This is a genomic window from Clostridium sp. AF34-10BH, from assembly GCF_003478095.1.
Lineage (GTDB): Bacteria > Bacillota > Clostridia > Lachnospirales > Lachnospiraceae > Acetatifactor > Acetatifactor acetigignens.
On record NZ_QUEC01000016.1, the window covers coordinates 40,138 to 55,106 of the forward strand.

13 protein-coding genes are annotated in these 14,969 nt (G+C 41.1%); 12 read left to right on the forward strand and 1 reads right to left on the reverse strand.

Annotation, left to right across the window (positions count from 1 at the left end):
• Nucleotides 1–17: 17 nt before the first annotated feature.
• From DWZ61_RS11530 to DWZ61_RS11575, 10 genes are all read left to right on the forward strand, one after another.
• Nucleotides 18–1,613 (forward strand): response regulator, encoded by a 1,596-nt coding sequence (locus DWZ61_RS11530; protein ID WP_172594674.1) that lies wholly within the window; start codon nucleotides 18–20, stop codon nucleotides 1,611–1,613.
• 126 nt (nucleotides 1,614–1,739) lie between these two features.
• On the forward strand, nucleotides 1,740–2,825 hold the full coding sequence (locus DWZ61_RS11535; protein ID WP_172594675.1) for a sialidase family protein: 1,086 nt from the start codon (nucleotides 1,740–1,742) through the stop codon (nucleotides 2,823–2,825).
• A gap of 64 nt (nucleotides 2,826–2,889) precedes the next feature.
• Entirely contained in the window at nucleotides 2,890–4,023 is a 1,134-nt protein-coding gene (locus DWZ61_RS11540; protein ID WP_117466031.1) for a sialidase family protein, read from the forward strand.
• A 105-nt stretch (nucleotides 4,024–4,128) separates the two neighbouring features.
• Nucleotides 4,129–5,664 (forward strand): ABC transporter substrate-binding protein, encoded by a 1,536-nt coding sequence (locus DWZ61_RS11545; protein WP_118538607.1) that lies wholly within the window; start codon nucleotides 4,129–4,131, stop codon nucleotides 5,662–5,664.
• 64 nt (nucleotides 5,665–5,728) lie between these two features.
• On the forward strand, nucleotides 5,729–6,646 hold the full coding sequence (locus DWZ61_RS11550) for an ABC transporter permease subunit (RefSeq protein WP_117569116.1): 918 nt from the start codon (nucleotides 5,729–5,731) through the stop codon (nucleotides 6,644–6,646).
• A 10-nt stretch (nucleotides 6,647–6,656) separates the two neighbouring features.
• Nucleotides 6,657–7,553 carry a carbohydrate ABC transporter permease gene (locus tag DWZ61_RS11555; RefSeq protein WP_118538609.1) on the forward strand — a complete coding sequence of 299 codons (897 nt, stop codon included), beginning with the start codon at nucleotides 6,657–6,659 and terminating at the stop codon, nucleotides 7,551–7,553.
• Nucleotides 7,554–7,579: 26 nt separating this feature from the next.
• Nucleotides 7,580–8,548, forward strand: coding sequence for an aldo/keto reductase (locus DWZ61_RS11560; RefSeq protein WP_022312720.1), 969 nt, complete (start codon nucleotides 7,580–7,582; stop codon nucleotides 8,546–8,548).
• Between the two features lie 18 nt (nucleotides 8,549–8,566).
• The gene (locus tag DWZ61_RS11565) at nucleotides 8,567–9,601 is read left to right on the forward strand and encodes a beta-propeller fold lactonase family protein (RefSeq protein ID WP_022312719.1); all 1,035 of its coding nucleotides are present in this window, start codon (nucleotides 8,567–8,569) and stop codon (nucleotides 9,599–9,601) included.
• Entirely contained in the window at nucleotides 9,582–10,655 is a 1,074-nt protein-coding gene (locus DWZ61_RS11570; protein ID WP_181968684.1) for a lactonase family protein, read from the forward strand. Before DWZ61_RS11565 ends, DWZ61_RS11570 begins: the two co-directional genes overlap by 20 nt.
• 95 nt (nucleotides 10,656–10,750) lie before the next feature.
• Nucleotides 10,751–11,647, forward strand: a complete 897-nt coding sequence (locus tag DWZ61_RS11575; protein ID WP_279220502.1) for an AEC family transporter — start codon at nucleotides 10,751–10,753, stop codon at nucleotides 11,645–11,647.
• A 137-nt stretch (nucleotides 11,648–11,784) separates the two neighbouring features.
• Here the strand turns inward: DWZ61_RS11575 and DWZ61_RS11580 are convergent, their stop codons facing one another.
• On the reverse strand, nucleotides 11,785–12,648 hold the full coding sequence (locus DWZ61_RS11580; RefSeq protein WP_117466024.1) for a radical SAM protein: 864 nt from the start codon (nucleotides 12,646–12,648) through the stop codon (nucleotides 11,785–11,787).
• Between the two features lie 188 nt (nucleotides 12,649–12,836).
• Between DWZ61_RS11580 and DWZ61_RS11585 the strand changes: the two genes are divergently transcribed.
• Nucleotides 12,837–13,751 carry a 1,4-beta-xylanase gene (locus DWZ61_RS11585; RefSeq protein WP_117466023.1) on the forward strand — a complete coding sequence of 305 codons (915 nt, stop codon included), beginning with the start codon at nucleotides 12,837–12,839 and terminating at the stop codon, nucleotides 13,749–13,751.
• 69 nt (nucleotides 13,752–13,820) lie between these two features.
• Nucleotides 13,821–14,915, forward strand: coding sequence for an SGNH/GDSL hydrolase family protein (locus tag DWZ61_RS11590; RefSeq protein WP_118504197.1), 1,095 nt, complete (start codon nucleotides 13,821–13,823; stop codon nucleotides 14,913–14,915).
• Nucleotides 14,916–14,969 lie beyond the last annotated feature (54 nt).

Below are 14,969 nucleotides of genomic sequence, written 5' to 3' on the forward strand. Positions count from 1 at the left end.
TGGAATGGAGATCAGCTATGAACTTACTTATTGTAGATGATGAATATCTGGTGGTAGAAGAAGTAGTTACAGTAACGGACTGGGGGATGCTGGGTATTACGGAGATTTATTCTGCTACAAATGCAGTTAGCGCTGTTCGAATTTTAAATGAGAAAAAAATTGATATTATGATCTGCGATATTGAAATGCCTCAGACAGATGGATTGGAATTATCAAAAAAGGCAAAGGAAAATTTTCCGGATTTAGAAATCGTCATGTTGACAAGCCATGCGGAGTTTATTTATGTCAGAACTGCCTTGCGATACGGATGTTATGATTATCTGCTTAAACCGGTCATGGAAGATGATATTATTAAGGTGATGAAAAATCTTGTCACTAAGATTGAAAGAGAGCGTCATCAGGCGCAGTTACAGGAAGAAGGAATTGTATGGAACCAGTTAAAACCAGTATGGAAAGAAAAATATTGGGAGGAAATGCTCAGAGGACTACGTGATGATCCGAACAGGGAGTGTGAAGAATATGAGGAGAAGCAATGGAAAGAGGAGCAAGATAGAAGGCTGATCCCAATTTTATTTTATCAATATGCAAATGACAAAGCAGAAGAAGACATAAAGCAGACCAGGAAGAAGGTAAAAGAGGACTTGGGAACAGTGGCTGGTGACTTTCTGCTTCCGGTATTGTCTCAAAAAGAATTTGCAGGCCTGGTTTTTATTTCAGACGAGTGGCTGAGTTCTGGCACTGAAAGAAATGGCATAATATTAAAAGATGCGATATTACAGCAATTTAAGACAGAAAGATTATACGAAAAAATTGGAATATGCATAGGAGAAGTGTGTACAGGGAGAGAAGTACAGTCCATGGTAGATAAGCTTCGACAGTTTGCATGGAATAATGTTTGCAGTAGAAGACAGATTTTGGATATTATAAATATGCCTAAAAACAGTGAAGCAATTGGTATGCCTGATATGACGCTATGGAAAGCATATATTGATAATGGCAAGACTGTGGAACTTCAAGATATAATCCGAAAATGGCTTTGGGGAAAAGACAATGAGGCAAAGTTAAATAGGAGAGCACTTCAAATGCTTCAGTATGATTTGGAACAGTTGTTCTATTCGACACTTCAGGAAAATGGAATTCAGGCACATCAATTTTTATATGATAGAGAAAATGGATGTAACAGAGTAACAGCAATTGGTTCACTGGAGGAAATGGATGCATGGATTGAGGAAACTATGGGAGCTGTTTCCAGGATCATGCAGGATGTATCGAACTTAAGTGGGATCAGGGAACAAACGATTTATTATATACAGACCCATCTCGATGAGGAACTGAATAGGATAAAAGTTGCTTCAGCACTGTATTTAAATCCGGATTACCTGGATAGACGATTTAAAAAGGAAATGGGATGTTCGGTAAATCGCTATATTTTAAGGGAACAGGTAAATATGGCAAAAGGATTGCTGTTAAACCCAAAGATTTCCGTATGTGAGATTGCATCCCGGTGCGGCTATGAAAATATGTCTAATTTTTCTGCAATGTTTAAAAGAGAAGTAGGAATTTCACCAAATGAATATCGAAAAAACGGTGGGATGGAAAGACCTGATCTTTGAGGATCAGGTCTTTTTGTATAAAAATCATAAGTGAAGGTCGAGTTTCAAGTAGAGTCAGAACATAATAGCAGATTATACTATAGTTGATCCTAAATGAAAAGAATGATATGGAAAGGGAGGAACAAAATGTTTGATTTTTTTTCAAAGGAAGATAAACAACTATATAATATGTTAGGACATCTGAATATGGCTGAAAAAGAAATAAGCTTAAAGGATAACAGTGAAACAGAGATATATGAAGTCGCCGGCCCGGATGATAAATATGCTTTTTTGCATGAAGCAGCTATTATAGAATATCATGGAACGCTATTTGCTGCCTGGTATAATTGCGAGGAAAAAGAACTGATCGGACCTACTCCAATCAGACAAAAAAGGTCAAAAGACGGTGGAAAGACATGGAGTGATATTGAAACGATAGCGGAGGATCAAACCGGCAAAATTTTGTTCTGCCCACCAGTGTACGGTATTTGCGAAGATAAACTATATATGCTTATTAATGAAATGGTATCAGCAGATCATATTCATGCTCTTGATCTTTATGTATTTCAAGAGGAAAAGGACTGTTTTGAATTTTTATGGTCCAAACCGATTCCTTTTAAGCTAAATACGAATGTGTATAAGATGGCAAATGGGAAATTGCTTTTGCCGGGACGTATTGCTGAACTAGATGGCTTCCCGAATACTCCGGCGGTACTTATTTCGGATTCCGGGAAAATAGATGATGATTGGAGATTAGTATATATTCAGGAAAATGGAGACTTACCTGATGGTTCTAAGCTGGTACATCCGGAAATTACCGCAATCATAGAAGATAATAAAATTGCCATGTTTTCGAGAGATGACGAGCGAAAAGTTCCGCTTGTATATTTATCACAGGATTATGGCGAGACATGGTCGGATGCCTTTTCCTATGATATTCCTTTTTCAGATTCAAAAATATATGCGGGCACGCTTTCTGATGGTAGAAATTATATAATAGGAAATTGGTATCCGGGAAGAGAAAAACTTGTACTCGCATTCTCCAAACCCAAAGAAAGTACCTTTGAGACAGGCATTATACTACAAAATGGCTTTTCCGACAGATTAGGTTATGGAAAAGCGTGGTGTTACCCATGCGCCTATGAAGCAGATCATAAATTATATATTATATATACTGTATATTTAGAAAATGAAAAAAGAGGGGCTGCATTGTCCGTTGTTCCGTTGATATAACAGCTCCTGTATTTTTAAAGAAGATGCAGAAAACATGGATATAAGTCTGTTGGAGGAAACGATTATGTTGTATACGGAAACAAAGGAATTACAAAAATACAGGGCTTCAAAACGCCTATGGCAAGGAATCCCAAGCATTGAGGTGACAAAACGAGGAAGGATTTTCCTTACTTTCTATTCAGGTGGAGTCAAGGAAGAAATAGGAAATTATGTGATCGTAATTAAGTCGGATGACGGAGGGAATCATTTCTCGGAACCGATTGTTATTGTAAAAGAAGATAATGGAAGATGCTATGACCCATGCCTTTGGATAGATTCATTGGGAGAACTTTGGCTGACATGGGCAAAGTGTCCGGACGATGGTTTATATGCATCTGTTTGCCGAGATCCTGATGCAGAGGAGCTGGTTTGGGGAGAAGAATTTCTGGTAGGCCATAATGTAATGATGAATAAACCTATAGTGGTGAAATCTGGTGAATGGTTGTTCCCGATTGCTGTATGGAATGATGGTATAAGAGTATTATCAGAAGAATATGATACTAAAATTACGGAAAAAGGCTCCTTTGTTTATGCTACCAATGATTGCGGGAAAACCTTTCAGAAGCTTGGCTTTGCAGACGTGAAAGACCGGCATTATGATGAACATATGATCTTGGAGATGAAGGATGGAAGCCTAAGAATGTTTGTTAGGACAAAGTATGGGATTGGCGCATCGAATTCTTATGATGGAGGAAGAAGCTGGAGTAAAGATTTTGACACTGGCTATGGTGGTCCCTGTTCGAGATTCCATATTACAAGATTGCGTTCAGGTAGAATCCTGCTGATCAATCATTTTAAGTTTAGTGGAAGAAATAATCTTACGGCAATGCTGTCAGAGGATGAAGGAAAAACGTTCCCTTATAAATTACTATTAGACGAGAGAGAAGTTTCTTATCCGGATGCAAAGGAAGCAGATGATGGATTTATCTATGTAACATATGATCGGGAACGTGGAAGTTATCTATCCAATATGAAAGAGGTGATGGCTTCCGCCAGAGAAATTTTAATTGCCAAAATAACAGAAGAGGATATTATTAGCGGATCTCTTGCAAACACAAATAGTTATCTGAAAAGGATCGCGAGTAAGCTGACGGATTATGATGGAGAGGACAAAGATCCATTTCATGAGCTGGATTTCGATAAAACAAAAAGCGTATAAAATTCATAAGTGAAGGTCGAAATTCAGGGAGAAAGAAATAATTATAAGAGATATAGTTTAATTACAAAAGATACAAAACATACATAAAAGGAAGGAGAAAATGATATGAAAAAGAAAATTGTAAGTAAAGTATTTGCCTTATTGTTGGCAGCATGTACAGTGCTTTCCGCATGTGGAAATGAAAGCGGTAATCAGAGCGTAGGTCAGACAGACAAAAGTGAAACGAATGACACTGTGCAGGAAGGAGAGGAACCATATACCATTGTTTATGCATTTGATGTATGGGTACAGCAGGCAGATTGGGATTTGGTAGAGGAGAATCTAAGCAACATTGTTTATGACAAGATTGGTGCCAAGGTTAAGCTTTTGCCTATGACAGGAGCAAACTATCAGCAGGAGGTTAATCTGATGATTACCAGTGGCGAAAAGCTGGATCTGGTAAATGCATCAGCCAGAACTACATTCAGTAGTGATGTCACTTCCAATAAACTGCTTGGGCTGGATGAAGAAACGGTTCGTAAATATGCACCGGATGCAATGGAAGTAATCGGCGACTATATGGAAGCTACCACAGTTGACGGAAAAATATATGGATTTCCGACCATACGTGATATGGCAAGTGCATACGGACTGATTCTTCGCAATGATATTATCGAGAAATATGGAATTGATGCTGATGCAGGATTAACAGTAGAACAATTAGATGACCTTTTTGCCAGAATTAAAGAGGGAGAACCGGACAAGTATGTAACGCAGCCGCAAAGCCAGGGAACCAGCATTCTGGAAAGCCTTTTTAAAACATATGATGGGCTGGGTGATACCATGGGAGTCCTGATGGATTGGGGACAGGGCGATCTGACCGTGCAAAATCTCTTTGATACAGAATATTACGAGGAGTGTGTGAGGAAAGCCAGAGAGTGGAATGAGAAGGGCTATATTCTTCCAGATGCTTCAACGAATCCTGATACAGGAGTAGCTTATTTCAAAACAGGAAAAGTGGCATCCACAATGTCCCTGATTCATCCGGGTGTGCCTACAGACAGCACCAATATGACAGGTATTCCATGCAGTACAGCAATTGTAAATCCGGCTTTTGGAAATACACAAACGGTTGGAGCTGTTATTCAGTCGATCCCTGTCAGCTGTAAGAATCCTGAAAAAGTGTTGGAGTTTGTCAATCTGCTTTATAGTGATGCAGAAGTATATAATGCGTTGGTATGGGGTATTGAAGGTACACACTATCAGCATGTAAAAGGAAGCGAAAAGTGGATTACTTATCCGGACGGTGTAACTGGAGAAACATCCGGCTATACTCTGAGTGCAACTTACGCTTTTGGAAATCGTTATCTGAGTTATATTTGGAATACGGATCCCGAAGATTTAAATGAAAAATATGAGGAATTTAATGATAATGCAATCAAATCTAAAGCGCTGGGATTTGTGTTTGACACCACTCCTGTGAAGGCAGAAGCGGCGGCTGTACAGGCAGTAATGGATGAGTATCGTCTGCCTCTGGAGAATGGAGTAATCGATCCTGATGAAAATTTACCGAAATTCCGACAGACACTGAAGGATGCAGGGATTGATACTGTTATTGCAGAAAAGCAGCGGCAGTTAGACGAGTGGGCGGCAACAAAATAAGTAAAGTTTCTCGGAAAGGTCAGAGGTATAACACAACTGACCTTTCTATTCAAAGGAGCCTGGTATGTATAAAAGATTAAAAAAAATAAAAAAGCTTTTGCCACTATACATTATGGCTTTGCCGGCATTGGTTTATTTGTTTATTAACAATTATTTACCACTAACGGGTATGGTGGTAGCTTTTAAAGATTTCGACTACAGCAAAGGAATTTATGGAAGTGATTGGGCAGGCTTTAGAAATTTTTTGTTTTTATTTAAAAACTCAGTTGCTTTTATTATTACCAGAAACACAATATTGTACAATGTGGCATTTATTATAATTAATACATTTTTAGGTATTTTAGTAGCAATTCTTTTGAGCGAAGTGACAAGCAAAAAGGCTTTAAAAGTATATCAGACAGTGATTCTTTTGCCATATTTGTTTTCTATCGTCATTATCAGTTATCTGGTATTTGCTTTCTTAAGTACGGATGTAGGCTTTATTAATAAAGGGATCCTGGAGCCCTTGGGAAAAAGCACGATATCCTGGTACAATGAGTCAAAGTACTGGCCTATAATATTACCGATCGTAAATACATGGAAGTCATTTGGATTTCAGGCAACTATTTATTATGCCAATGTTATTTCTATTGATAAGTCTTACTATGAAGCGGCTCAACTGGATGGGGCATCAAAGCTTCAACAGGTACGGTATATCACACTGGTATTGTTGAAACCGGTTATTATAATGATGATATTATTGGCGGTAGGAAAGATTTTTTATTCTGATTTTGGTTTATTTTATCAGGTTACGCAGAACTCAGGAGCAATATACAGTACTACAAATACAATAGATACCTATGTGTACCGCACATTGATACAGACAGGAGACGTGGGTATGTCTGCAGCAGCAGGAGTATATCAGTCAGTAGTCGGCTTTTTAATTGTTTTAATTACAAATTTGTTACTTCGGAAGATCAGCCCGGAAGATTCTCTGTTTTAGGAGGTGTGAGATGAAACGAATGAAAGTAAACAAATCAGCATTAGTAGCACATATAGTTTTAATTTGTTTCGTGCTTTTCTGTACTCTTCCTACGTTGTTGCTGGTAACGTCTTCTCTGTCGGATAATGATAGTGTGTTCCGAAATGGTTATTCCTTTTGGCCCAAAGAGTGGAGTCTGGGAGCATATCGCTATATGGCAACGCAGGGGCAGACAATATTCCGTGCATACGGGATTTCAATACTAACTACATTTATAGGTACGATTTCCGGATTGATGCTTACAGCCATGCTGGGATATACACTTTCGCGTAATGAATTACCCGGAAGAAAGATAATCAATTTTCTCGTGTTTTTTACATTGCTTTTTAACGGAGGTATGGTTCCCACCTATTTATTATATGTAAATACGTTACATGTCAAAAATACTATATTTGCATTACTTTTGCCAAATAATATTTTGGTAAATGGTTTCAATGTTCTGCTGGTGAGAACATACTTTAATAACAATACGCCTAAGGAATTGATCGAATCAGCTATGGTAGATGGCGCTAAGGAGTTCCGAATTTTCTTTAGTATTATTATGCCGATTTCGAAACCCATCCTGGCTACGGTAGGATTGTTGATTGGTATTGGTTATTGGAATGACTGGTATAATGGTCTCCTTTATCTTACGAATACAAAATTATTCAGTCTGCAAAATTATTTGAATAGAATTTTGCTGGATATTCAGTTTATGACACAAAGTATGGCAGGAAGCGCAGAGGCTGCCAATGCCTTGGGTAAAATGCCTACCATCACGGTTCGTATGGCAATTGCAGTAATCGGTATTTTACCTCTTATGATGATATTTCCGTTTTTCCAGTCCTATTTTGCAAGAGGTATGACAGTTGGAGCAGTGAAAGGCTGAGAAGTGTTTTAAAAGGAGAGCGAAGGATGAATATTGTAAATTATAAAGGAACAAATTTGCGAGTGTCAGATATAGCGTTGGGAGGTGGAGTGCTCGGGAGCCGTATTTCCGACCAGGCATCATTCGATATCCTCGATTGTTTTGTAGGAAATGGGGGTACATTTATTGATACAGCGAATGTGTATGGAAGGTGGAATCCAGGAAATCTTCCACTATCTGAATTATTGATTGGAAGATGGATGAAACAGCATAGATTGAGAAGCAAGCTGGTAGTTGCGACCAAAGGAGCCTGCCATGCACTTGAAACACCGAGCATAAAAAGGCTGGCGCCGGAAGAGATACGAGAGGATCTGGAGAGCAGTTTGAAAAGCTTACAGACTGATTATATAGATTTATACTATTTACATGCAGATGATCCGAAGCGTGAGGTTGGTGAAATTATTGAAACTTTGAACAGCTTTGTCAGAGAAGGAAAGGTGAGATATTTTGCTTGTTCGAACTGGTCGGCAGAAAGAATGTGGGCTGCAGATGCTTACGCGAAAGAGCATAATTTGAAATCCTTTGTTGGGCATGAAATTATGTTTAATTTGGCAAAACCGAATGACGAGGCAGTGGAGGCAGCTGTACAGACCCATATGACAGAGAACATATATGAATATCACCAAAAAACCGGTAAACCGGTAACTGCATATACTTCTCAGGCAGCAGGATTTTTTGTATTACATAAGGAAGAGGGATTTCTCAAGGACGATAAATTTGCTTTCCCCAGAGATATGTTTTATAATGCGGAATCCTTAAAAAGAGCGGAGAGAGTAGACGAACTATGCAAGCTCACGAATGCCACTCCATTGGAAATAACATTAGCATATCTTTATGCGCAGCCTTTTCAGGTTATTCCGATCGTAGGACCTTGCAGGGTTAAGGAACTGGAAGAGAGCCTTCGTGCATCAGAAAAGAGATTAACGCAAGAGGAAGTAGAGTTTTTGTTTTCATAATGGAGAGAGCTGACTTAAATGACATTCTATTTTTGCAATACATTTGGAAACACATCGACAGATGGGATATATCGTATTGACCTGGGGAGAAATGACAGCAGGGAAACTTTGGCTGCACCACTGAAAAATCTGGAATGGGCGTGTATTGCGCCCAACGGAATACTGTATGCGGTAGGACAGGAAGAATCAGGGGGAAGTTATATTCAGTCGTTTTATTTGAAGCAACTTACAGGAGAACTGTTTTTTTTGGAGAAAAGCTGTTTCCCTTGGAGAGGGATCAGCCATATGAGCTTTTGGGAGCAGGGAAAGGCTCTTTTGATTGCTGTGTATGGAGAACAAATGGTTGTATCAGTGGACGTAGCGGAGGGGCGCATCGGCAAAGAATCTGGAAGGGTGATTTTCAAAGGAAATGGTCCGGTAGTTAGCAGGCAGGAAGCGTCTCATCCGCATTTTGTAAAGTGGATGCAGGAGGAGTGCTGGATTGCCGATCTGGGCGCGGATGCAGTATATCATAGTAGTGAGAGCCAACTTTGGGGAAACCGGGACAACTGGAGAATAGAGCAACAGCCCCGGGGATCAGGTCCAAGATTTCTGGAGATACATCCATTAGGAAAAATCGTATACCTCGTTACAGAATTATCGAATGAATTGATCGTGTTGGAGAAAAATTCAGACGGAGGTTTGAAAGAAAAGCAGCGTGTCAGTTTGCTCCCTGCCGGAGCACGAAAAAGTCTTTCTTCAATTTTGTGTCCAGATTGGACAAAAGGAAGATTGTTCGTAGGAGTACGGGGAGCTAATCTGATCCGGGAATTGGTCGTTGAGCAAAACGGAATGATCCGGGAAGGGAGAATTTTGCAAACACTGGGATGGCCCAGGAGCTTTCTGTATCTGAAACAGCTAGATTGTTTGCTGATTGCTGATGAAGAATTTGCGGAATCAACCGGAAGACTGGAGCTTTTTGATCTATGTGAGGGAAAACGTTTATGGGAAAAAAGAATGCCAAGAGCTTATCAAATTTACAACGGAGAGTACAATGACGAAACTGAAAGGTAAAGATATGGAGAAATGGATGAAGTGTTACGTAGGAACGAACTCCTTGAGAGGATCGAAAGGTATTTACACATTGGAGATAAATACTCAAAATGGGGAAATGAGGGAAGCTTCAACAGTAGAGGCTGACGATTCTGCATATTTATATGTTTCGGAAAAGAGAAAATGTCTGTATGCGGTTATGGAATCACTGGAATATAAAGGTGTACCGGGTGGAGGTGTTGCTGCTTATCGCATAGAGGATAATAAACTTTCATTTTTAAATAGCAGATATGCTTATGGTGGCTGGCCATGTCATGTTATAGCGGATGAGGAAAAAGATAGTCTTTTAGTATCTGTTTTTCGTAATGGATTGTTGGTGGTGTACGGCATTAATCAGGATGGAAGCATTGGGGAGGAAAGACGAGTAGAGCATCACCAGGAACCAAATGGAAGGATGTCTCATATTCATGCATCCATGCCTACACCGGATGGAAAATATATTGCGGTTGCGGATTGTGGTCTTGATTATATATATCTTTATGATGCAAAAACGTATCAAAAAGTTTTCGAGTGGAAAGCACCGGAAGACAGTGGACCCAGACAACTCCGTTTCAGTCCGGATGGAAAATATCTATATATGGTATCTGAATTGAGCTGTCAAATTTTTGTGTTTGAGTATCAGCCGGATTGCAAAGATATGTTACGGAATGTCCAGGTAATATCGACGAGACGTGAGGATGGTTATGACCGGGAGAACTATACTTCGGCACTACAGATGCATCCATCCGGTAGATATCTTTTGGCTGGGAACAGAGGGCACAATTCAATTGTTGTCTATGAGGTAGATAAGGAAACCGGTTTGTTGATGTTGAAAGGACATACAATGTTGGCAGGTGATTTCTGCCGGGAGTTTTGTTTTGTACCAGATGGCTCTATGCTGATAGTGGGTATTCAGCATACAGATGTGGTACAGACCTTTTTCTTTGATGAAAATAAAGGGATTTTAAAGTGGAGCGGACAGGAAATTGTAATTCCCTCTCCTTCCTGTGTTATAATGGGCGACTCTGCAAAGTAATGTTGGCAGCGGTTAGAGATGCATTTGTAAGAACGTATAATTTGCGAGCTTATATATTTACTATATGAAGGTGTTGTATGCTTTTACTCCAAAAAATGATAATGTTTTTCTTGATTATGCTCATCGGATATATCTGTCGGAAAATCGGTGTGTTTAAAGATACTACAGGCAAAACAATTTCAAGTATAGTAATCAATATTGGAAATCCTGCGCTGATTATTGCCTCTGGTATGAATCCTGAGAGACTGGAGAATAAAGGAAAATTGTTGTTTACTCTGGGTGTTGCGCTGATCTATTTTGCAATTATGTTTGCTGTCGCGGAACTATTGCCCAGATTGCTTCATGCAGACAGAGAGGACTACGGCGCTTATCAGGTCATGATGCTTTTTTCCAATATTGGATTTATGGGTTATCCCTTGCTGGATGTCATGTATGGCAGCAATGCAATAATTCACGCTGTAATCTTCAACTTGTTATATAATGTCTTGATCTATACTTATGGCATCCACAAAATGCAGATTGGTGGTTGTCAGAAAAATATAAATTGGAAACAACTCGTGAATATAGGCGTAGGCTCTTGCATTATTGCGATAGTTCTGTATATCACCAATCTTCCGGTCCCATTGATCCTTGAAGATACAGCAACTTTCACTGGTGCCATCACAGGTCCGTTAAGCATGTTGGTCATTGGTGACTCTTTGGCGCAGACCCGGTTAAGAGATTTGTTTACAGATGTGCGCCTACTCGTTTTCTCTGTAGTAAAACTGGTACTATTGCCGGCATTGCTTCTGTGGGGACTGTGCTTTTTTATCAAGGATCCGATATTCCGAGGCGTTTGTCTGGTAATGATGGCAACACCGGTAGGCAGCATGACAGTAATGTTGGCACAGCAGTACAATGGCGATTATCGGTTGACATCCAGGGGCGTGGCTTTGACCACATTGCTTTCCGTGATCACAATGCCGTTTTTGTTCTGGGCGCTGAAGCTATAGCTACCAATTTTCTGAGTGTAGTTCTATTCTGAATGTAAATATTCGTTTTTGCGTTATCAAGATGTCGGGAGCAAAAGCTCCCGATTTTACTGTGTTGTCTATATAAACTTTTTTGTAGAAATTATCGCCATTGGAACCTAAAACAATGTCTGCTGCACGTATCTCTCGGGGAATTCATGCAGGTAAGTAAAGCATTCCTTCGGGGAACACAGCATGCCATTCGCTGTGCAGGTATTTTGAATCAGTGTCATAAGCTCTTTTGCGTGAGGACTGGGAATATCATAGGCATTTCCGTAAGTATGGACATATTTTTGCCGAATGCCGGGAAAATCACGATCCAGAGCCTGATAGAAAAATTCCCGATCTCCTTCCCGCAACGTGACTCCTACATCGAACAGCAGGATTCCCTTCACATCCGCCTGCAGGCAATAGTCAAGAAGCCCCTCGATATTTTCCCGGGTATCATTAATAAAAGGAAGAATGGGAGTCATCCACACAAGGGTGGGAATTCCCAATTCCTTACATTTCATCAGCACCTCAAAACGTTCTCTCGTGGTAGAGACATTAGGCTCTATTTTCCGGCACAAATCCTCATCATAAGTAGTAAACGTCATCTGAACCACTGCCTTGGCTTTCTGATTAATAGATTGCAGAAGATCCAGATCCCGAAGCACCAGGCTGGCTTTTGTGAGCACGGTCACACCATATTCATATTGATCGATCAGCTCCAGACATTTTCTGGTCAATCGCAGCTCTTTTTCAGCCGGAAGATAAGGATCGCACATAGCACCGGTACCAATCATACACCTGTGACGCTTGGAGCGCAGCGCTTGTTCCAACAGCTCCGGTGCATTTCCTTTCACTTCGATATCTTCAAAAGCATGTGTAAAGCCGTAGCACTTACTGCGACTGTCGCAATAGATGCAGCCGTGAGAGCATCCGCGGTAAATATTCATTCCGTTATTCTGAGACAGAATCCCCTTTGCCTGTACAAAATGCATGGCAGATAGCTCCTTTCTGAAAGCACTGTATATAGTTTCATGGTAGCATATCGTGTGAATGAACACAATGAAATGCAGGAAAATAAATTTAGGCAAATAAAAGCTAATTTTACTAGCTAAATAAAATTAAAAATGATACAATACAGGAAATGAAACACAAATGGGATACTTGGAAGGGAAGGTATTGTATGGAGGCATTTCGCGCTGTGAATTTTGCGGTTTTTCCGCACAGAGGAGTATTGGGTTCGGAAGAATCCAGAAAAAGTATGGAGGAAATGGTACGAAGGATCCATACGAATTGGGTGATATTCACACCATCGGGGATGCAGGAAACACCTTACAGTGAGGAAATCCGTTATGATGGGGAGAAAAGCTGTACGGATGAGGAACTGTATGATATGATTCGATATGCACAGAGCCTGGGACTGAAAGTTGCTTTGAAACCGACGGTGAATTGTGACAATGGTGTCTGGCGGGCACGAATCAGCTTTTTTGACCATGATGTACCTTGCGAACCCAAATGGGGCAACTGGTTCGAGAGTCACATTGCCTTTCAGAAACATTATGCACAGATTGCGCAGCGGACAGGCTGTGAATTGTTCCTGGCGGGGTGTGAAATGACCATGACGGAGCACCGGGAGACAGAGTGGAGAAAACTTATCGCAGAAGTACGGACGGTATATGACGGACCTGTCGGTTATAATTGCGACAAATATGGAGAAGATCATATTACATGGTGGGATGCCGTGGATGTGATTGCGTCCAGCGGATATTATCCCATAGACGACTGGGACAACCAGTTAGACCGGATCGAAAAGGTTGTGAAAAAATTTCAGAAGCCCTTTTTGTTTTCGGAAGCGGGTTGCATGAATATTCATGGTTCTGCGCAGGTTCCGAATAACTGGGAACTGCAGGGTGAAGAGGATGATGCGGAACAGGCGGACTGGTACCGGGCAATGTTTACAGCCTGCAGAAAACGTGACTGGGTGAAAGGCTTCGGCATCTGGGATTGGCCGGGAAATTTGGAAGGATTGAGCCCTTATGCGGTATGTGGACGTCCTGCGGAGAATGTGATCGCAGAAGAGTACGGCAGGAGAGAGTAAAGCAGGCAATCGAAAGATCATAACAGAAAATGTCGAAGCAACAGAAAACAGAGTAGAAGGTATGGGAAAATGGAACAGCAGAAAAAGATTATAAGTATAGCGGATTTGCCGCAAGTGCGGGTATTGGGCCGGACCACGGGAAAAGATGTGATCAATTTATTCTGGACCGGCAGCGGTATAGAATTTCTATATACTGGCAGTGAATTGTGGCTGGAAGTAAATGCTGATTACGACACGATGGAGCCATGGCTGGCGGTAGAACTGAATGGTGCCCAGATCAGCCGTTTTCCGGTTAATAAAGGGAAAAATGAAGTATGCCTGTTTCGAGGAATGACAGTAGGAAAGCCGAAGCATGTACGGATTCTGAAGGAAGTACAGGCTATGCACCAGGACCCGCTGCACATGATACAGATTTTGGGATTGCAATATGGAGATGGGAAATTTTTGGTTCTGCCGGATCCTGAATATCGCCTGGAATTTGTAGGAGACAGTATTACCAGTGGAGAGGGAACTATGGGGCCGGTAGGTGAGGAAGACTGGATCAGTGCGTTCTTCTCTGCGGAAAATACGTATCCCCGTATGGTATCGGATGCGCTTTCTGCGGAATATCGTGTGGTGTCCCAGAGTGGCTGGGGAATCGTCACCGGCTGGGATGGCATTGTAGAGAATAAGATTCCTCCCTATTATAAACAGGTCTGCGGATTGCTTACCGGGGAGCGAAATGCTTCGCTGGGAGCACTGGAAGACTATGATTTCAAGGCATGGCAGCCGGATGCCGTGATCATTAATCTGGGAACCAACGATGCCACAGCAATCCAGTCCGCAGCGGAACTGGTAAGAGAATGGGCAGGAACCCGTGACATAAAAGAAGTCAAAAAGATCCTGACTACAGCAATCCGAGATTTCCTGAAAGCTGTGCGTGACTGCAATCCTGAGGCACAGATCATCTGGGGCTATGGTATGCTGGGAGACAATTTCCTGCCCGTCATCCGTGAAGCGGTGGAAACCTACGCGGAACAGACTGGTGATACCAGAATCCACTTTTTACAACTTCCCAACACCACACCGGACACCGTAGGCAGCCGCCTGCATCCCGGAGTGAAAGCTCATCGCAAAGCAGCACAGGTGATAGAAAAGTATTTGCTGGAACTTTTTAAACAATAAATTTATAAAATCTTAAGGAATATGTGCCGAAAAATGTGACAACTCCGGATTAAA